The 18,765-nt window shown below is 64.6% G+C and carries 24 protein-coding genes; 8 read left to right on the top strand and 16 right to left on the bottom strand.

The annotated features are described in order from the left end of the window. The first annotated feature begins 8 nt into the window (after positions 1-8). Positions 9-860 carry a metallophosphoesterase gene (locus L21_RS04035; RefSeq protein ID WP_083608774.1) on the top strand — a complete coding sequence of 284 codons (852 nt, stop codon included), beginning with the start codon at positions 9-11 and terminating at the stop codon, positions 858-860. A gap of 1 nt (position 861) precedes the next feature. On the opposite strand, the gene L21_RS04030 is transcribed toward L21_RS04035, so the two are convergent. Further along, positions 862-1,692 (bottom strand): restriction endonuclease, encoded by an 831-nt coding sequence (locus L21_RS04030; RefSeq protein ID WP_074369254.1) that lies wholly within the window; start codon positions 1,690-1,692, stop codon positions 862-864. Between the two features lie 108 nt (positions 1,693-1,800). Between L21_RS04030 and L21_RS04025 the strand changes: the two genes are divergently transcribed. Then, positions 1,801-2,745, top strand: a complete 945-nt coding sequence (locus L21_RS04025; RefSeq protein WP_074369214.1) for a ketopantoate reductase family protein — start codon at positions 1,801-1,803, stop codon at positions 2,743-2,745. A 3-nt stretch (positions 2,746-2,748) separates the two neighbouring features. Here the strand turns inward: L21_RS04025 and L21_RS04020 are convergent, their stop codons facing one another. Then, positions 2,749-2,928, bottom strand: coding sequence for a hypothetical protein (locus L21_RS04020; protein WP_074369213.1), 180 nt, complete (start codon positions 2,926-2,928; stop codon positions 2,749-2,751). 91 nt (positions 2,929-3,019) lie between these two features. Here L21_RS04020 and L21_RS04015 point away from each other — a divergent pair, with 91 nt between their 5' ends. Further along, positions 3,020-3,505 (top strand): flavodoxin family protein, encoded by a 486-nt coding sequence (locus L21_RS04015; protein WP_074369253.1) that lies wholly within the window; start codon positions 3,020-3,022, stop codon positions 3,503-3,505. Between the two features lie 7 nt (positions 3,506-3,512). On the opposite strand, the gene L21_RS04010 is transcribed toward L21_RS04015, so the two are convergent. From L21_RS04010 to L21_RS04000, 3 genes are all read right to left on the bottom strand, one after another. Continuing rightward, positions 3,513-3,788, bottom strand: coding sequence for a pro-sigmaK processing inhibitor BofA family protein (locus tag L21_RS04010; protein WP_054848422.1), 276 nt, complete (start codon positions 3,786-3,788; stop codon positions 3,513-3,515). Between the two features lie 34 nt (positions 3,789-3,822). Beyond that, positions 3,823-4,371 (bottom strand): transglutaminase-like domain-containing protein, encoded by a 549-nt coding sequence (locus tag L21_RS04005; RefSeq protein WP_074369212.1) that lies wholly within the window; start codon positions 4,369-4,371, stop codon positions 3,823-3,825. Between the two features lie 181 nt (positions 4,372-4,552). Further along, a complete protein-coding gene (locus L21_RS04000) occupies positions 4,553-5,785 on the bottom strand; it encodes a BaiN/RdsA family NAD(P)/FAD-dependent oxidoreductase (RefSeq protein WP_074369211.1) in 1,233 nt (410 codons plus the stop codon). A gap of 93 nt (positions 5,786-5,878) precedes the next feature. Here L21_RS04000 and L21_RS03995 point away from each other — a divergent pair, with 93 nt between their 5' ends. Both L21_RS03995 and L21_RS03990 read left to right on the top strand, forming a co-directional pair. After that, on the top strand, positions 5,879-6,898 hold the full coding sequence (locus L21_RS03995; RefSeq protein WP_074369210.1) for a DUF2341 domain-containing protein: 1,020 nt from the start codon (positions 5,879-5,881) through the stop codon (positions 6,896-6,898). 12 nt (positions 6,899-6,910) lie between these two features. Continuing rightward, complete coding sequence (locus tag L21_RS03990; protein WP_074369209.1) at positions 6,911-7,429, top strand: LEA/WHy family protein; 519 nt, start codon at positions 6,911-6,913, stop codon at positions 7,427-7,429. Here L21_RS03990 and L21_RS03985 read toward each other — a convergent pair. From L21_RS03985 to L21_RS03955, 7 genes are all read right to left on the bottom strand, one after another. Further along, a complete protein-coding gene (locus tag L21_RS03985) occupies positions 7,399-8,322 on the bottom strand; it encodes a prenyltransferase (RefSeq protein WP_074369208.1) in 924 nt (307 codons plus the stop codon). The two genes, L21_RS03990 and L21_RS03985, sit on opposite strands and share 31 nt — an antisense overlap. A 56-nt stretch (positions 8,323-8,378) precedes the next feature. Then, positions 8,379-9,038 (bottom strand): hypothetical protein, encoded by a 660-nt coding sequence (locus L21_RS03980; RefSeq protein ID WP_074369207.1) that lies wholly within the window; start codon positions 9,036-9,038, stop codon positions 8,379-8,381. A gap of 69 nt (positions 9,039-9,107) precedes the next feature. Then, entirely contained in the window at positions 9,108-9,380 is a 273-nt protein-coding gene (locus tag L21_RS03975) for a DUF1294 domain-containing protein (protein WP_074369206.1), read from the bottom strand. After that, complete coding sequence (locus L21_RS03970; RefSeq protein ID WP_256712243.1) at positions 9,377-9,829, bottom strand: metal-dependent transcriptional regulator; 453 nt, start codon at positions 9,827-9,829, stop codon at positions 9,377-9,379. The genes L21_RS03975 and L21_RS03970 overlap by 4 nt, the downstream gene beginning before the upstream one ends. 54 nt (positions 9,830-9,883) lie before the next feature. Beyond that, positions 9,884-10,087, bottom strand: a complete 204-nt coding sequence (locus tag L21_RS03965) for a hypothetical protein (RefSeq protein ID WP_074369204.1) — start codon at positions 10,085-10,087, stop codon at positions 9,884-9,886. Positions 10,088-10,237: 150 nt separating this feature from the next. Continuing rightward, positions 10,238-10,456: a FeoA family protein gene (locus L21_RS03960; protein WP_074369203.1), complete on the bottom strand. Its 219-nt coding sequence runs from the start codon at positions 10,454-10,456 to the stop codon at positions 10,238-10,240. 354 nt (positions 10,457-10,810) lie between these two features. After that, positions 10,811-11,005 carry a hypothetical protein gene (locus L21_RS03955; RefSeq protein WP_074369202.1) on the bottom strand — a complete coding sequence of 65 codons (195 nt, stop codon included), beginning with the start codon at positions 11,003-11,005 and terminating at the stop codon, positions 10,811-10,813. Positions 11,006-11,541: 536 nt separating this feature from the next. On the opposite strand from L21_RS03955, the gene L21_RS03945 reads away from it, so the two are divergent. Both L21_RS03945 and L21_RS03940 read left to right on the top strand, forming a co-directional pair. Next, the gene (locus L21_RS03945) at positions 11,542-12,435 is read left to right on the top strand and encodes a UbiA family prenyltransferase (RefSeq protein WP_074369252.1); all 894 of its coding nucleotides are present in this window, start codon (positions 11,542-11,544) and stop codon (positions 12,433-12,435) included. 55 nt (positions 12,436-12,490) lie between these two features. Then, the gene (locus L21_RS03940) at positions 12,491-13,363 is read left to right on the top strand and encodes an acyltransferase family protein (RefSeq protein ID WP_074369200.1); all 873 of its coding nucleotides are present in this window, start codon (positions 12,491-12,493) and stop codon (positions 13,361-13,363) included. A 21-nt stretch (positions 13,364-13,384) separates the two neighbouring features. Here the strand turns inward: L21_RS03940 and L21_RS03935 are convergent, their stop codons facing one another. Together L21_RS03935 and L21_RS03930 are read right to left on the bottom strand one after the other, a co-directional pair. After that, entirely contained in the window at positions 13,385-13,702 is a 318-nt protein-coding gene (locus L21_RS03935) for a cupredoxin domain-containing protein (RefSeq protein WP_083608772.1), read from the bottom strand. 79 nt (positions 13,703-13,781) lie between these two features. Then, positions 13,782-15,797: a DUF2298 domain-containing protein gene (locus L21_RS03930; RefSeq protein WP_074369199.1), complete on the bottom strand. Its 2,016-nt coding sequence runs from the start codon at positions 15,795-15,797 to the stop codon at positions 13,782-13,784. Positions 15,798-15,887: 90 nt separating this feature from the next. Here L21_RS03930 and L21_RS03925 point away from each other — a divergent pair, with 90 nt between their 5' ends. Next, positions 15,888-16,739 (top strand): 4Fe-4S dicluster domain-containing protein, encoded by an 852-nt coding sequence (locus tag L21_RS03925; protein ID WP_074369198.1) that lies wholly within the window; start codon positions 15,888-15,890, stop codon positions 16,737-16,739. A gap of 28 nt (positions 16,740-16,767) precedes the next feature. Here L21_RS03925 and L21_RS03920 read toward each other — a convergent pair whose 3' ends face one another. Beyond that, positions 16,768-17,028, bottom strand: coding sequence for a hypothetical protein (locus L21_RS03920; protein WP_256712240.1), 261 nt, complete (start codon positions 17,026-17,028; stop codon positions 16,768-16,770). A gap of 374 nt (positions 17,029-17,402) precedes the next feature. Then, a complete protein-coding gene (thiC, locus tag L21_RS03915) occupies positions 17,403-18,641 on the bottom strand; it encodes a phosphomethylpyrimidine synthase ThiC (protein WP_074369197.1) in 1,239 nt (412 codons plus the stop codon). Positions 18,642-18,765: the final 124 nt, after the last annotated feature.

Genomic DNA, 18,765 nt, shown 5'->3' with positions numbered 1-18,765 from the left:
TTCCTTCCATGACAGGCTACATGGCCTGGGAAGCACGGGCCGTCGAGGTGACCGTTCTTGAGATCGACGGCGCACCTGAAGGCATCGTCTATATCACCGATCCCCACGTCAAGGAGTCCAACATCGATCACGTCCAGGAGGTGATCGATGAGATCAACCGCTTAAACCCCTCGCTCGTCCTGATCGGCGGCGACTTCGCCACCGGCGATGAGGAAGACTTCACAGCCCAGGAGGTATGGAGGTCGCTCGACGCCCCGGCCTACGCCGTGCTCGGGAACCACGACTACCGGGTGGGGATCGACGGGCCGACGGGCATCGAGAGGCTGTTCGCCACCTCGACGTCGGCCGTGGTCGCCGCCGGCGCCTACGATGTCTCGGCCCTGAACGACGGTTCCGCCGACACCGCGTTTGCCGACGAACTTGCCGCGACGCTTGAAGAGAACGGGGTGCACGTCCTCAGGAACGACTATGTCCGCGTTCCCGTAGGAGAAGAGGAGATCGTCATCGTCGGGATCGACGACGGGTGGGCCGGGATGGCTGACCCGCCCGGGGTGCCGGCGACGGATGCGTGCACCCTCTACCTCATCCACGAACCCTCGTGCCGGGCGGACTGGGACGCCGACCTCATCCTCTCCGGCCACACCCACGGCGGCCAGTTCCTCTTCCCGGTCGTCAAGCAGCTCAACGATCTCGGTGTTGTCGAACTCGCCGGTCTTTTCGGCGGCGACGGGAGGACGCCCACCTACGTCTCCCGCGGGGTCTGCACCTCGACTCTTGCGGGAGTGGAACTCCGATTCAACTGCCAGCCCGAGATTGTCCTGATCAACCCGACCGAGGAGCAACTCCGGGCGATAGCCTGATTCACACCTCAAGGATGGCACGAGCCCGCCCGGCGATCAGCAGCACCTCCTTGAGAGGGATCTCCGCGTCGTGGGCGATGGTCGTAGCGTCGCCGTAGGCGATCTGCTTTGCCGTGACGACCCCAGCGGCGGCGAGCCTGGTGGAGACCGACCGGCTCACCCCGGCGACGATCGTGATCGGGTAGGACTGCGTCTCCTCGATCATCGTCCGGAGGTTCCGCTCCTCCGGGTAGTCCCACCCGATATGCCCGATCCCCCGGCAGGTGGCGTAGCGCTTCGCGTGCTCCGAGAGTTTGGTGTTGCAGACGATCAGGGCGCCGTCGATCGCAACGACGCACCGTCCCGACCGGAACCCGTCCTGGAGGTCCTCGATGATAGCCCGGGCGATCCGGCCTTCGTCGAGCCCGGTCACCCGGTGGTGGCTCACGTGGTGCTTCACCTCGACAAAGATGGTGGTGCCGTCCTTCTCTGCGACGGCGTCCACCTCGTGCTCCCCGCACCGGCCGGCGAGCACGCATCCGGTCTCGACCCGATAGCCGTGCTCACGGAGGAGAACCCGCACGAACTCCTCGAAGTCCGGTTTCGAGCGCAGAAGGCCGAGCGCTCTCCGGAGGTTCGTCCGGTGGCTGACGGCAGGGCGGACGGCCTTTGCCCGGGCGCGGATCATCCGGAGAACCGCGGCGGTCCTCACCCCGTCCGGCACCGACTCCTCGATTTCGTCGGCGATCCGTTCGGCGTCCTCCGCGCCGACGCCCATCTTCCGGAGCGTCCGCTGCACCTTCTGTGGGTCAAACGGCTGCCGCCCGCCGTCTGCCTTCGTGACGTGCTTCATCCGGTACGGTAGCTCGGCGCCCGGGACGAAAAGCGTTCGCCATCCGGTTGCCGGGGTTGCAACGTACACCGTTATCGTCTTTTAGATCCAACAGCAGTTACGGGAACGATGGAGTCGCTGCAACGCCCGGTTATCCTGATCCTCGGCGCGGGGGCGGTCGGCCTCTCGCTCGCCGGAAGACTTGCCGCGGTCGCAACGGTCTACGCGGCCTGCCGGCCGGTGCACGCCGACGCGATCCGGGAGCGGGGCCTCGTGATGGAGGGGATCTGGGGAAACGGTACCGTCGGGGGGATTATACCGGTCACGGGGCCGGACGAGGTCACGGTCGGGGTCGACTTCGTCATCGTCACCGCGAAGGGCACCGCCACCCGGACGATCTCCCGGGAGTACGCCGGGGCGATCCGGGGCAGGCCGACGGCAAGCCTCCAGAACGGGATCGGGAACGAGGATATCATCGCGGAGTACACCGATACCGTCATCGGCGGGACCGTGACGACGAACTTCTCGATCCCCGGGCCCGGCCACGTCCGGGTCTTGAGCGAGAGCGCTCCGATGCGGCTCGGGCTCTGGTCCGGCGGCGATGGGGAGAACCTCAGACAGCTGATCGGGATCGTCCGCTCCGCCGGGATCGCAGTCGAGGCCGAACCCGATATCCGCGCCGGCAAGTGGGCGAAAGCCCTCCTCAACATCGCGGTGAACCCGATCTGCGCCCTTCTCCGCGCCCCGGTCGGGGTGGCCGCCGACGAGGAGATCCGCGGGATCGTCGACGGCCTCGTCCGCGAGACCTTCGCCGTCGCGGGTGCCGAAGGGGTGCGGCTCCCCTGGGCGACCGCCGACGACTACCTCGCGTACCTCTTCCGCGTGCAGGTGCCCGACTTCGCCGCCGTCTACCCCTCGATGTACCACGACCTCCGGCTGGGCCGGCGGACGGAGATCGATCTCCTCAACGGATATGTCGCAACTCTCGGGGAACGCCACGGGATCGCGACGCCCCACAACCAATGCATCGCCGGCCTCGTCCGCTACGCCGAGGCGCACCCGGACGGCCGGTGACGCTCACCCCCCGCCGAGGTTCGCGGCGAGCCTCCGGGCTGCTTCTTTTGCTTTTGCCTCCGTCACCCAGAGCCCGGTCTTTCCGACGGGAGTTCCTTCCCGGTCGTAGAGTTCTACGTAGTAGCCGCCGTCCCGGCGGGAAAACCGGACTTCGCCGACGATACCGGGGCCATATTCCTGCATGCCCAGATCTTACCGCCGGAGGGTTATGATGGTTCCGCGTCCTGCTGCTCTATATGCGATGAGTGCACTATCCCCCCGCGGAGGGATGGTGATGATCCTCATCGTATACTACTCCGGCGAGGGGCATACGGAGAAGGTGGCGAAGGCGCTTGCAGAAAAGGTCGGGGGCCGGCTTGCGAGGATAGAGCCGGTTACGGAGACGGGGATGTTTCGGAAAGGCATGATGGCGATGTTCGGGATGCGGGCGGAGATCCGCCCGGTGAAGACGGATCTTGCCGACGTCGATTTCCTGGTCGTCGCAACCCCGGTCTGGTCGCGGAAGGTTCCGCCCTACGTCAACGAGTATCTCTCGAAGGTCACGGGCGCCGCGGGAAAACCCTTCTCGGTGCTCGTGGAGATGGGCGGTTCCGGGGCGGAGAGCGCCGTCGAGATCGTGAGAAGAAGCCTTGAGGCGAAGAGGATGCGGTTCGTCTCCTCGGCCGTGACGGTCGAGAGCGATGTCGATGCCGGGCGGTTCGGCCCGACGATCGAGGAGTTCGCCCGGACGATCGCACCGATTGCCGTCCCGGCCGTGTAGGTGCTTCTTACAGCGTCAGCGGTATCCCGAGGAGGTGCAGCACCACCGTGATGAGGACGCCGAATACCCCGCCGATTGCGCAGATCAGGACGGTGATGATGTTGATCGGGATATCCGGCCGGCCGACGAGGTTCATCAGGCCGAGGAGGTTGATGAGCCAGAGCAGGATCACGCCCACGACGGCGTTGATGATGAGGGTGGTGACGCTTTTCACGACCTTGTAGAGGACGAACGCAAGGATGATCACCAGGATCAGAGCCAGGAGTCCCGTGAGTAAGCTCATACCGTGCGTATGACGCACCCGGTATTGAACGTTCCTAGAGGTAACCAAGCGACTCGAAGACAGGTTGGAAACAGACCCCTTCGCCGATCTTTACGCACCTGACAGCTGGATCTCCTTCGTAAGCGCCCATCGTCCGGCCGTCCCCGAGTTCGACCCAGTCGTGGACGGCGATGCCCTTCCCGAGGATCTCGACGTGGAGGGCGTTTGTCCGGAACGCCTCCGTATCCCAGATCATGATGCCGTGGACAGGACGGGCGGCAACGCCGTTCCGCCGGAGGACTTCCGCCCGGAGGAGCGCGAGATCGGTGCAGTCGCCCACCCCGTGGGCAAGGGTCGCGTTGATGCCCGCCGGGAAGAGGCGCGGGGCGCCGTCGACGCAGGCGAACGTCGTCCGGCTCACCTGGTCGATGAGCGCGTCCCCGGTATCTCCCGGAGGGGGTTCGGAGAGGAGGGCGATCCCATTCGCCCCTGCTTCTCCGACTGTGCCAAACCCGCTATCCCCTCCTCCGCCGTCATAGATCAGGTGTCCCTGAGGGATGAGGAGGGAGAGAAGGAAAATCGCGTTAAGAATACCCCAAACCACGTTATTTTCCCAATATATTTTAATGAAGTCCTAGATATATCAGGACTTCTATTTTTCTTGCGGGGATATATATGGCGGATATGGGATTTGCCGGGTTACGACCGGGAGAAGAGGTTAGAACGCGCATCACGCGAGAGATGGATCTCGGGATGCAGGATCGGGAGAACCGGGGTCGTTGCGGTCACCGGGAGGCGTTACCGCCGGCGATATGCCGTGCGGCGAGGGCTGCAGTGGAAAACGCGGCCTGGAGGTTGTAGCCGCCGGTGTCGCCGTCGATATCGAGCACCTCGCCGATGCAGTAGAAGTTCGGGACGATCTTCGATGCCATCGTCTTCTGGTTTATCCCGGAGAGGGCGACTCCGCCCCGCGTCGCCATCGCTTCGTTGAACCCGCCGAGCCTCGCCACCCGGAACGGGAACTCCGCGAGCGATGCGGCGAGCGCGTTCCGGGCCTTCTTTCCGAGGTGGGCGCAGGTTTCATCCGCCGGAACCCCGGCGAGGTCGAGGAGTCGCCGGACGAACCGTTCCGGGAGGGCAAGACCGCAGAGGACGGTCTTCACCTGCCGGGCCCCGCCCGCTGCGACCGCATCGGCGAGGCGCTTTCGCACCTCCTCTGAGGTCGCCCCGGAAAGGAACGTGACCCGGAGCACGTCGCCGGGGAGGACAGCGCGGGAGAGGTCGAGGATCCCCGGGCCCGAGAGCGCGGTGTGGGTGAAGAGGAGGTCGCCGGTGTGCTGGCGGGCGCGCTTTCCATCGCGGTAGACGGAGAGGGTGAGGTGCTCAAAGGAGATCCCGGCGAGATCGGCGAACGGGTAGTCCTCGACGTAGACCGGGGCAAGCGCCGGGGCAACCTCTGTTACCGGCTGCCCGAGGGCCCGGGCGAAGGCGTAGCCGTCCCCGGTCGAGCCGGTGGCGGGGTAGGAGGCTCCGCCGGTGGCGATGACAAGGGTGGCGGCCCGGACGGTACCCGTCTTCGTCGTGAGCAGGAACCCGTCATCATCGCGCTCGACGGCCACGACGGGGTCGCTGCACCGTAACTCCACCCCGCGGGCGGCGCACTCCGCGAGGAGGATGGCGAGGACGTCGGCGGACTTCCGGGTCGCCGGGAAGACCTTCCCCCCGGGCTCGGTCTCCATGCGAAGGCCCCGGTCGGCGAAGAACCGGGCGAGGTCCCGGTTGGTGAAGTTCATGAGCGCGGGCCGGAGGAACGTGCCGTGGTCGCCGTAACGGGAGAGGAAGTCGGTGATCTCCCCGTCGTGGGTGATGTTGCACTGCCCCGACCCGGCAACGAGGAGTTTTTTGCCCGGCGCGGGCTTCTTCTCGAAGACGACGACGTCTCGTCCCTCTTCCGCCGCCTGCAGGGCGCAGAAGAGCCCGGCGGGCCCTCCCCCGATGATCGCGATGGTCTCGTTCACGGTACTGATCGGTCGCCTCCACGAAGCATCAGTATTGGGGTGCGGCGGCCGCTAGATGGATATAGGAGGGGGTTCCCACGGGGGCGGATCACCATGCACGCTACCTGGATCGTTCTTGGAGGGATTGTCGCACTGCTCATCGCCGGGGCGGCTGCGGAGATCCCGCACGCCGACGTGACCGCACACTACTGGTTGGGCGGCGATACCGCCGGGGTCTTCACCCACCGCCAGATGGTCTCGGTCGAGAACCCCTCCACCATCGACGGGCTTGCGGTCTCGTTCAACGCCACATACCTCCCCGGGATGCGGCCGGACTTCGCCGATATCCGGTTTACAGACACGAACGGGACTCCTCTCCCCTACTGGATCGAGAACACGGCCGCCGGCTCCCACGCCCGCGTCTGGCTCGCCCTCCCGGCGAACGCGACGGCGGTCACGATGCTCTACGGCAACCCCGAGGCCCGGGACGCCGGCGACCCCGACGCGGTCTTCCTCTTCTTCGAGGACTACGAGCGCGGCGACCTCTCGCGGTGGTCGTCCTGCGGTTCGAGCGCCCTCGTTCAGTCCGACGTCGTCCGCAGCGGCGCATATGCCGGGGATATCAACGTCACCAGACCGGATCTCCCGGAGTTCAACGACAGAAGGGTCTGTACCGCAAATATCTCCGCGGGCCCGATCGTCATCGAGGGGGACTTCAGGGTCAGTGAGTTCGGGAAGTGGTGCGGCTCGGGCTACATCCAGGCCTGGAACGGGACCGACCGGCTCTACGCCCTCCACCTCAGGAACGGGTCGGTGCAGCACTACGACGGCGACCACCGGAACTTCTCCGCCGATAGAAGGGCGGAGAACAATACCTGGTACCACATCAGGGTTGTCCTGGATACGCCGAACGCCACCGAGCACGCATGGATGGACGGCGAGTACCTGGGGAGCGCACCCCTGCGGTTTGCCGACGGCTCACCGGTGCCGGAGGATGTGATCTTTGACGACCTTGCACTGATCGGGTCGTCCGCGTGGTACTCCGGCGACCCGCACCACTTCTATGCCGACAACGTCGTCGTCAGGAAGTACGTTCCCGTCGAGCCGGTGCTCTCCTACGGGGACGGTTCATAGAGGGGGAACGGGATGTCGCGGCAGACCTCTATCCCGGCAGGGGGGATACGGCGCACCGCCGTCACCCTCCTTATCGCCGTCCTGCTCTGCAGCGCCGGTTGTATGGCTCCCGCGCTCCAGGAGCCGACCATCACCCTCAGCGGGGTCGGGATAGAGAACATCACCCCGGGGAGCACCGATCTCTTGCCCCACTTCATCATCGACAACCCCAACCCCATCGGTGCCACCCTAACCCGGGTCTCGTTCGATGTCTACTTTATCGACGGCGGACGATGGGTCTTCCTCGCACACGGGGAGCGGGGAGGGTTTGCGATCCAGCCCAACGCCGAGACGGCAGTCTCCATCCCGGTGACCGTCGATAACCTGCGGCTGGTGCAGGGGCTCCTCCGGGGTCTCGCGGACGGGGAGGTCACGCTCCGGGTGACGGGGTCGGGGGTCCTCGACTTCGGCATTACGACCTTCGAGGTCCCCTTCGACCGGACGGTGGAGGTTCGGCCGGGTCAGGCACGAGAGGCCGCGAGGATAAAATAGAGGACAACAAGCCCCTGGAAGAGGAAGTAGCCCACGATATTCGCGGTGGCATACCGGAGGGCGGGTGCTCGTTCGGTGCACCGGTTCGAGAAGCCCCACAGAGCAATCCCGAGCGGGATAAGAGAGAAGAGCGCCACCGGCCGGAAATCCACGGGTGCGAAGAAGCCGGTGAGGGCGAAGACGGCGAGCGCCGCGGTCGCGAGGGACGCCGCGAGGGCGATGAGCGAAAAACCGAAGATCCGGCCTCTTCGGACGATGAGCGTCCGCTTCTCCCCGGCGATGTCGCCTTCCCGGTCGGGGATCTCAACGCTCGTGATGAAGACGAGCCCGTAGAGGGAGAGCGGGACGGCGAACGCGAAGAAGGCGGCATCCAGCGTTCCCATCGCGACAAAGTAGCCCGCCCCCGGCATCAGGAGGCCGAAGGTGATCATGTTCGTGACTTCGCCGAGGTTACGGTAGGCAAGCGCAATCGGCGGGGCCGTGTAGAACCAGCCGAGCAGGTTCCCCGCTACACCGAAGACGAGGAAGACAAACGGGTAGTCATAGACGGTCACGAAGAGGTACCCGATCAGGATCGAGACCGCCATCAGGACGACCGCTGCCCGGAACGCGGCGGGCTTCAGGCCGGGGTTGACGGCGAGGACGCCGCTCCCCCCGGATATCGGGGTCGTCTCGACGAACCGGTCGGCGTCGGTATCGAAGTAGTCGTTGCTGTAGTGGACGGAGAGGTGCGCCGCGGCCATCGCCGCGTAACCGACGAGAAACTGCGCCGGGGTGAACCGCGCCCCGAGGAGAGACGCGAGGAGCGCCCCGGCGGTGAACGGGATAAAACCCGAGAGGAGGAAGGGGAACCGGCCGAGCCGGATGAAGTCGCGGAGGGCACGGGTATCCATGGACGAGTCTCCCGCCGCGGGATGGGAAGGGCGGGTATATAGCCTTTGTCCGATCCCTATCCGTCCCGATCGTGGGCAAGGAGCGGCACCACCGCCCGCAACGCATCGGTACCCCCTTCGACGTAGATGAGGCCGAGAACCGCCCGGGCAAGGGTCTCCTTCTCCTGCTCGAGGTTCTCGCCATCCGGAGGGCAGCGGGGCCCGGAACCGATCCGGCTCTCGAAAAGGCCCCACCGGTCGGAGAGAGCCGCGAGGCCTGCCGCCCCGGCGTCTTCACCGGAGAGGACCTTCAGCCGCAGGGTGACGTCGCCGATGAGCGCAAGGGCGTGGGCGTCGTCGGCGAATTTCCCGAGCATTGCCAGGTCGTTTGCACGGAGCGGGAGCACGTCTTCAGGGAACCCGGCGAGGATCTCCGAAAAGAGCCGTTTTGTAGAGGGGGCCATCAGAACCCGGGCAAGCCCGTCCGGGCTCCGGAAGGCATGCCCGGTCTCCTGCTCGATCCGGGGGAGGGTGCGCTCCGTCACACGAGCGGCCTGCTCCGCCAGGCGGCCGGTCGCCCTGCACCATCCCCGTATCCGCCGGAGCCGCCGCGATCGCCGGGCCGAACGCCGGTGTGCAGGCAGGTACTCCCGGCGGTACTCGCGCATGAGCCCGTCCTGCAACGCCGCGAGGGTCTCCCTGAGCGGGCGGGAGAGCGGCCCGTACTCGTACGCCATACGATATGGTGAGACAACGGATTGATTATACCTTTGTCATCAGGTAAACCCTCATTCATTGATGAGGGGTCACACGAGACCCGTGATGAGCGCGGCGGCGAGCACGAGGTGCAGGCAGAGGAAGAAAGGCACGAGCCGAAAGAGCGGCTTCTGCGTCTTGTGCCGGAAGGCATGCATCGCGCCGAATGCCCCAAACGGCCCGAAGAGCGCGATGACGAGGAGCGTCTTCTCCGGCGTCCTCCACGCCGAGCGTTTTGCCGACCGTTTGTCGCGGTAGTATGCAAAGAATGCAACGGCGTTTATAAGGAGGTAAACCGCTATCGCGGCGAGAACAGGAGTCACGCGGACTGCTCCTCCTGTCTGGGCGTATTCCGCCGGATACGCTCAGAGATCCCGGGATCCAGTTGAAGTGCTTCCAGCAACAACCGGATCTGCTGGATCGTCGAGGGATGGAGTTCGTGCTCCATAGAGCAGGCGTCGGAATCGGCAATCTTCTCCGGGACGTTGATGGCCATCAGGAACTCCTTCAAGGTATCGTGACGGAATTTGACGGCCTCGGCAACCTCGCGCCCCGAAGGCGAGAGCACCACTCCTTCGTAGCGCCGGTACTCGACAAGGCCCATACCGTCAAGTTTCTGGAACATCTCCACGACTGTCGACGGGCTGATCTCCAGCTCGCACGCCACGTCCTTGGTGCGGGCGTACCCTTTCTCCAGCGTGACGTTGAGGATGGCCTCGAGGTAATCCTCGGCCCTCCTGCTGAGGTTTCCTGCACATCCCCGGCGTCTCATACGACACATATGTTTCATACGGCAACGATATGATCTTTTCGGGATGAACCCGTATCAGCATTCCATCAGCTTGGTGGAACGTAATCTGTTCCCGGTGCATACCATCAGAGCACAAACCGGGATCTCCTCATTCCCGCCGCCTTTCAGAAGGACGGCGTAGCCGGAATCCGCTCCGGGCGCCGCACCGGTGCCGGGCATATGGGCGAGAGCGCCCCGGCAGAACACCAGGGCGGCAAACGGCAGAAGAACCCTGCCCACTTTATGCCTCGTCGGATCTCCTGATGACGAGGATGTAGACGAGCACCGGCGTAAACGGCAGGAGAAGGAATGCCGGCGAGTAGGGCGGAGCAAATCTCCCAGACCAATCCGGATTCACCATACTCCCGTTCCGACAATCTTTTCACGAAATTACACCGCACGTACCTGAATTTTCTGCGCCGTCCCCCGGCCGAGGACGTGCGTCTCATCGCTAATCCGGACGACGACCGGATCGAATCGGCCGGAGAGTCCGGTAACGATGCATCCTCCGGCAAGCCCTTCCAGCGCGAGGTGCCGGAAGCGACACTGCCCGCCTTCGACCCCAACAACCCGGGCGCGTTCGTTCGGGGCCGGGTCAGCCGGTTGCATCTCTCGTAAAACGGGTATTCAGTTCGGCCGTAATCAACCAGAGCCGAAGACTCTTCGGAAAAACAGGAGTTCTCCGAAGAGATTTCGGAAAACGAGGAAGAGCCGAAAGACAGCCGGTTCCATGACGAGCAGCGGCACACGTTCCTTCGTGGGAATCCGATGCGCTCGACGAGACATATAACAGGGTCCCATTCACCCTGTAGTATGTCTCAGTCTCACGGGAATTCGAAAAAGAGTCGTTTATCGGATGATGATGGTTGGATCTGGTACGTTGTACAGAGTGAGGCTCTACCATGAGGATTTCATCCCCTGACCCGCGTGAAAACCCGGGAGAATGCCGATTTCAGCGAACGGCTACACCGGATCACCTCCAGGATTTCGGGCTGCATGGTTCGATGCCGGATAGGTTTCCCCGGAGGGAGGAACGATCCGGAGGAACTCCGGGCCGGAGAGTGCCGGGCAGCCGTCACCCGTCTCGAACCGCGCGATCACGGCAAGAAGCCCGCCGGGTTCTCCGCCCCCCCGCGGGGCTGCTTTCTCCGGCTTCATCCCTTTTTTGTCTCCCGGCGGACTCCGCCGCCACATATCCTGTGTGTCGTTCGGGAGGTATGTACTCTCCCCGCATTCTCTTCGGTTTTGTCCTGAAAACGAGAGAACTGTTCGGATCATCGCTAAATCCAAAACCCTCCGGAGGCAGGTTCGGCCCGGGCTACCCGGACCGTGGTTCCTTCCTCCGTTCCGGGTCCGGGCCGGAGAGGCGCCGGACGAACTCCCGGACCGCCTCCGGGTCCCGGACACCGCGGATCGAAGCGCCGCTGCTCATCTCAAAACACCCCTGAACAGAAGTTCCGCCGTTTTATCCGGAGAGAAAAACCCTGCAACTTCTCGTGCCTGTCTTTCATCTTCATGACCACCTCTTCCCGGTATATCCGGTAAGGTGTTCGGGAGAGATGATCTTCACCCGAAATGAGTTCGGATCTGTACAAATCTCCGGAAAGAAGCATGGACCGGGGGGTCCGCGGGCATATCCCGGGCAGGACCTGCAACGCTTTTTAAACCAAAACGTGGAGTTCATGACATCGATCATGAGAGAGACCCTCGCGGCGCTCGCGGACCTGACCCGGGCCCACTTCTTCTTCGTCTGGCCCCTGCTCTTCTGCTCGGGGCTGGCGCTCGCGTTTGAGACCTACGGCGGGTTCTCGTGGGTACTCGTCGGCCGGGCGGCGCTGATCGGGCTCTTCGGGTTTACGGCCGGGCTCGTCCTGAACGACTACATCGACCGGGAGTATGACAGGAGAGATGTTGACGGCTCGCTCACCCGCTACTGGCGGCCGTTCGGCGAGCGGCCGATCCCGGCGGGAAAACTCTCCCCGAGAGCGGCACTCGCCGTCTTTCTCGTCCTCGCCGGCCTCGCGGCCGCGCTCGCCGTGACTCTGCCTTCGCCGCACAACCTCTACGTCCTCGGGATCATGGGCTACTCTTACCTGGTCGAGTACTTCTACCAGACGAAGAAGCGCAACCAGACCATCCCCCTCGCCCAGATGGTCGGGCGGACGGACTTCGCCCTCTTCCCCGTCGCCGGCTATCTGGTGTACGGGAACCCGGACGCGACCGCTCTCCTCTTCTTCCTCTTCTTCTACCCCTGGACGCTTGCGCACCTCGGGGCCAACGACATAGCCGATATCGCAAACGACCGCGCCCGGGGAATGGCGACAATTCCGGTCCTCTACGGGATGAAGGGCGCAACCACCTGGGTTCTCGGCTTCTCGGCCGTCCATGCCGCGATGGCGGTCGTCTTCGGCCTCGCGCTCGGACCGGTAACGCTCGCCGGGTTCGCCGCGGGACTCGTCCTCCTCGGAGCGGCGAATTACATCGCCCATAGAGGGAAGAGCCCGGAGGCGGCGATGCGGGCGCTCCCGCTCATGCATGCAACGGTGATCGTTTACGCCATGGCGATCATCGCGGGCGCCGCTCTCTAACCCTGAATCGAAAAACTCATCCTCTTACCGGTTATCTCTTCATCAGGAGGAGCTCATGAACCGGATAATTGTTCTGGACGGCGTTAAGGCTGGTGCAATCCTGCTCATCGTCTTCATCCATCTCTACAACTACCTCGTGTACCATCCCTTCACCGGCCACCATGGCTTGATCGCGCTCCTCTCATCCCTGGCGCTTGCCGGGTTCACGTTTGTGTCCGGCTACACGATCTACGCAAACAACAGTGTCATCAGAACCCGGGAAGAGATCATCAGGTTCTACAGAAAGCGGGTGCTTCGGGTCTACCCGCTCTACGTCGTCGCGCTGGCAACGTTCTTCATCTGCTTCCAGGTCCTCAGGTTCTTCCCTCCGCTAGATCTCTCCCTCATCGAGTGGCTGATCAACGCATTCTGCCTGCAGGTCTTGCTCGCACCGGCATTCACAGACCCGGTCTTCACGCTCTGGTTTATCGGGTTTATCGTTCTGCTCTACCTCCTCTACCCGGCGATCATCATGTTTTCGAGGACAACGATAGGCACAATCCTCATCTCCGGGGGTATCTTTGCTCTCCTTGCGGCCCTGCACCTCACCCTCAACATAGTCGATGTCCGCCTCCTCCAGTACTACTTCTTCTTCGTTGCGGGCATCGTCGCGGCGCGGTCGGGCGTCACATGCTCCCGGTTTGGAGCGGGGTTCCGGGGTCGGGGAGCAGGGATTGTGGTGGTCTCGTATGCCGCATACGGGGTGTACCTCTTCCATATGCCCGCATTCGCGGTGGCAGCCGTGATCATCGGGAGACTGGGCCTGCCCTGGTATCTCCACGATGCAGTGATGTGTGCAGTCGTCGTCCCGGCACTCTTCGCGATAGCATACAGCATACAGAGGAACTACGACCTGCGTATCAAGACAAAGACCGGGCAGAAAAATTAAGCGAAGGAGGGTGGTCCCTCCCTACGCCACGATGAACGCCCCGTGCATCGAGGGATGGACGTCGCACCGGAAGAAGTAGTTCCCCGGGGTCTCGGGCGCCGTGAAGATGTAGGTCGTCCGGGTCGGGCCGGTAACGATCTCGCCGACGAAGATCGCCTCAGCCGCCGAAGAGTCCGTGTAGACCGCGACGTTGTGCGGAACCCCGTCATCCCGGTTGTCGAACTCGATCGTCACCTCCGCTCCCGCCGGGACCGTGATCGCCTCCGTACTGAAGCCGAAGTTCTCGGCCGCGATCGCGACCGTCGCCCTCTCCGCGGCGCGGGCCGCTTCCGGGGTCACGCCCGCACCCCCGCGACGGACGCCGTGATTACGGTTGTTCGTGCCATGAGCCCCACCAGGGAGCCGGGAGGCATAAAGGTTACCCGATCCATTCGTAGATCCGGACCCCGCCCTCGTCGTAGACGAGACGGAGCCCCCGGTCCGGCAGCCGGACGTCGTAGCGCTCGCGCTCGGGCTCGCCGACGTAGAGGAGGGTCGCGTTGTACTTCTCCATCAGCGCAAGAGTCCGTTCGGGATCCTCGTAGATCGCCCGGATCTCCGCCGGGCGACCGGTGTACCACGCTCCGTTCCCCCGCCAGGTCAGTTCGTGGCCGATCTGCCCGAGGATCGTCGGGATGCCGGTAAAGGACGAGATCCTCGAGTAGTAGCCGTAATCGCCGTTCTCCGCCTCGACGATCAGGTGATCGCCGTCGAGCGTCCGGAGATAGTCGATCGCCGCGGCCTCCCCCGGCCGCGTGGCCTCGAGGTAGGCGAAGCCGTCCAGGGTGTGGTAGCCCGCAGGGGGGTAGTCGATCCCGAGGAGCCCCCGGCCGATATCGATGTTGAGGGCGACCGGGGCGGCGACGAGAGCGACGGCTACAACGACGGCAGCGCCTTTCCGTGCCGCTTCCGGGAGGACCGATCGGCGCCCGGCAAGCCATCCTCCGGCGAGGAGGAGTGCCCCGGTGCCGAGCAGGATCCAGGCGTCGAAGTAGAACTTGAAGACGGTGTTGAACCGGCTGTAGTCGCCCCCGAGCATCTCCTGGAGGTAGAAGACCTCGGAGAGAGCGAGCACCAGGAGCCCAGCGATGCAGAGGAGGTCGGCAAACGATCGCTCCCGCCGGAGAAGGAGGTAGGCGAGCGGCACCAGGAGGACAGCGAGTGCGGTGTAGCCCGCGGCGAGGGGAGGGACGGCTACAGCGAGCGCCACCGGAACCCGCCGGATACCGGGGGCAACGGCGGCGTAGACGATCGCCAAGAACCCGCCCCAGACCGCGAGGAAGGCAAGCGGATCGGTGGGAGGGAGGCCCCACCCGATCCCGCCCACGCCCGCGGGCTCGAGGTCAAGGTAGTAGGGGAGGTAGGCGGAGAAGGCGACGATAGGGACCGCCACGGCGGCGGCAAACGTGGAGCGGTCGCGGTCGGAGAGGAGGAGCACGAGGAGGAAGAGCGCGACGGCGGGGGCGTGGACGAGGGCGTCCCAGGAGGAGAGGAGCGGCATCGAGCCGACGGAGAGGCCGAGAAGGAGGGTGAGGCCGAACCGCCCCCGCGCGTCGAGCCTGCGCCACCGGCACCAGATAAACCCGAGGAGGAAGATGAGGAAGACCTGGTTGAAGACCGCTATCTCGAAGGCGTGGACGTTCCCGAGGAAGAGGGAGAAGACCGGGAACTCGACGCGACCGCCGGGGATGATCCAGTTGGTCTCCTGGAAGGCCGAATAGATCCCGGCGCCCGTGGCGAGGAACCAGACGACTGAGGGAGGGACGAGGAGGAGGACCGCGAGGGGGAGCCACCGCCACCGGGGAAGGATGAGGTGGCCGAGGGCGTAGAGCATGACAAACGCCGTCCCGTAGACCGTCCCCGGGACAAGGTTGAAGGCCACCTCTGAGGGTGTGCCGGTGACGATGGCGAGCGAACCCATCAGCCAGTGGCCGAGGTAGTAGTAGACGGTGAGGTGCCCGCCTGCAAACCAGGGATCGAGCGGCGGCACGACGGGTTCGCGGATGATGCTCGCGATGAAGGCGTGGTTCATGTACTGTTCGCTGAAGTAGCCGATGACTGGATTCGTGAACCTGACGGCGAGCGCGAAGAGGAACCCGACGAGAAAGACCGCGTCCCAGGAGAGGAGCCCCCGGATCTCGCGGATCCGGTAGTCGCCCCGCCGGATGCCCCATACCCCGAGGACAAGGAAGACGAGGAGAGCGAGAGCGACCGGGACGCGGAAGAGGCCGCAGTACCAGGTCGCGAGGGCGAAGAGGAGGAGGGAGGCGGGGTAGGCCGCCGGGTAGGCGTAGTCCCCGAGTGCCGGGCGGAGCCGGGGCCAGAGAGCCATCTGCAGTCCTTTGAGGAGCCCTGCCCAGAGGAGGACGTCGCACGCCTGCAGGATGAGGTTCACGCCCCGCTATCGGGGTCCCGGGTATATGCGGTTTGCGTCTCCCGCAGGGATGATTTAACCTGGAATCCCGCCATACCACTCAGCCGGAATATGACCGACATAAAGAAGACCCGGAATCCGGGGGTCATCCGCCTCCGGGAGAAGGGAAAGATCGCCGTCCGGGGGAAGGTCCTCGCCGGCGTGATGACCGCGCCGCAGATGGCGGCGGTATCCCGGATCGCAAAGGAGTTCGGGGACGGTACGGTCGGGATGACGGCCCGGCTCAACGTGGAACTCCCCGGCATCGACCGGCGGGACGCGGGGGAGGTTGCAGAACGGCTCCGGGAGGCCGGGATAGAGCCCGGGAGCACCGGGGCGACCCTCCGGTCGGTCGTCGCCTGCAAGGGCACTGTCTGCAGGCACGGGTGTTACGACACCCAGGGGCTCGCCCGGGCGATCGAGGAGCGATACGGGGGATGCGACCTCCCCCGGAAACTGAAGATCTCCGTTGCAGGGTGCCCGAACAACTGCACAAGGGTTCAGCTCAACGATATCGGGATAGCGGGGAGACGGTACCCCCTCTTTGCCGATGAGTGCGAAGGCTGCGGGGCGTGCGAGAAGGTCTGCCGGGAGGGAGCCGTCCGGGTCGTGGGCGGCAAGGTCCTCTTCTCGGGGGAGACCTGCATCGGGTGCGGCGACTGTGTTGCAGTCTGTCCACAAGGTGCGGTCGGTGTTGCTTCGGAGGGACTGCGCCTCTTCCTCGGCGGGAGGTCGGGCAGGGTGCTCCGCGTCGGCACCGAGGCCGACGGGCTGGTCGCTGAAGAAGAGATCCTTGATACCATCACGAAGTTGCTCGATTACTTCAGGGAGAACGCACTGCTGGGCGAACGGCTCGGCGAGATGATGGAGCGGGTAGGGGTGGAGGAGGTCTTCTCGGCCGCCGGGATGAGGCCGCGGAGGTGAGGCAGCGAGATACCCGGGTGAAGGCCTATCACTGCACCTGTAACTCCACTCTTTTCTCTTCATGAGGCCCTCTCTCGTGGTCGCCCCAGTTCCCGCACTCAGCGATAACCTTCCACATCTCCCGGATCCCTTTCTCCAGCCGTGTAATCCGGGCTGTCCCGCCGAGGCTCTCCTCGACCTCGAAGAATTCCCGTGCTTTCTGCTCGTTGAACGGCCCGTAGCGCTTGATCTCGTCGTGGTCGCCGAGGACCTCGACCCTGTACTTCAGCCGGGAGATGTTCATCATCATACACCGGAGGGAAGAGACACCTGCCACCACATAAACCCTGGGTGAGGTGGGTATCGCCCCGGGGGGAGGGAACCGGGGAGGGGGTTTTCTCCCTCCCCGCAGGCGGGTACCCGACGTTCCGCCTCAAAGCCCCCGCCCCCTCCGGGGGAGGGACGGTGCATGGGGATATCCGGGAAAATCCGTGCCCGGGGACGCAAGCTCCCGGTTGGTGCGAAACACGATCGATGATCTCCTCCGGTGAAAGTGCCGGTAATTGAGAATCGATGCAGTAGGCGCGACGAAATCCTGCTCGTCTAAATTTTGCCTCCCTCGGCCCGAATATCCTATAACTCAGAGCGATCGTTCAGGGAGAGGGGGAGAAAATGCCCCCACCCTCACCTCTCCTCCCTGAGCCGCTTCATCAGGGCGACCGCACAGAAGTCCCCGCACATCGTGCACGGCCCTGGTTCGGGGGCGAGAGCCCGTGCGGTCTCCGGATCGATGGCATGGGCGACCTGCCCGTCCCAATCGAGGTGGGAGCGGGAACGGGCGAGGGCGAGGTCCTCGTCGTCCATGCCGTACTTGATCGAGTCGCCGATGTGGGCGGCGATCTTGAAGGCGATGAGCCCCTCCCTGACCTGGTCGGGGGTCGGGAGGCCGAGGTGTTCGGCCGGGGTGAGGTAGCAGAGGTAATCGGCGCCTGCGCCGCTTGCGATGCTTGCGCCGACGCACCCGGCGATATGGTCGTAGCCGACGGCGGTATCGGTGGGGAGGGGGCCGGCGACAAACAGCGGTGCGGGAGAGTGCTCCCGGTAGCGCCGGAGGTAGACGGGGATCCGGTCGGCCCTGACATGGCCGCCGAGCCCCTCGACGATCGTCTGGACGCCGTGTTCATGGGCGTAGGCGGCAAGCCGTGCGTTCCAGCGCATCTCGCCCTTCTGGGCCTCGTCCATCTCGTCGTGGATGCACCCGCTCCGCATCGTGTTGCCCAGGGAGAGGACGATATCGTGCTCCCGGAGGATGGCGAGGATCTCATCGAAGTGTTCGACGAAAGGGTTCTCGGCGTCGTGGGTGAGCATGTAGGCGGCAGTGATCGACCCTCCCTTCGAGACAACGCCCATAATCCGCTCCCCGTCCCAGGCGGCGTCGATCATCTCCCTGCTGACGGCGTGGAGGACGAACGAGGAGACACCCTCCTCTGCCTGACGCCGTATGGTGGCAAGGATATCCGCTGCGGTCATGCTCTCGACGCCGATCTCGGCGGCGGCCTGGTAGACCGGCACCGTGGTGATCGGGAGGGTGGTGGCGGCAGAGATCGCCCGCCGGATCGCCGTGATATCGCCCCCGGTGGAGAGGTCGGTGATGGTGTCCGCGCCGTGCAGCCCGGCGATCCGGGCCTTCTCGACCTCCTCTTCGGGGCGAACCCGGGAGGTCGAGGTCCCGAGGTTGACGTTGACCTTTGTCCGCAGCCCGCGGCCGATGCCGACCGAGCATGATCCTCGAATCATAATAACGGCTTCGCCGGCGGCGACGGAGTAGCGGAGGTCTTCGGCCTCGATCCCTTCGGCCGCTGCGACCGCTTCCATCCGGGGGGTGATGGTCCCCTCCCGGGCCTCTTCGATCTGAGTCTTCATCCCTCCATCCGTTTGATTTCAGACCAAAAAAAGCCCGTGACGGAGGGGCATGTGGTTCAGCAACCATCCCGGACCGGATGATCGCGCAGAGCACCACACCGGCATGGGGGCAGCTTGGAGAAAC

It is taken from the genome of Methanoculleus chikugoensis, from assembly GCF_900095385.1.
GTDB lineage: Archaea > Halobacteriota > Methanomicrobia > Methanomicrobiales > Methanoculleaceae > Methanoculleus > Methanoculleus chikugoensis_A.
Note: the sequence above shows the minus strand (reverse complement) of the source record. Positions and strands in the feature narration are given on the sequence as shown.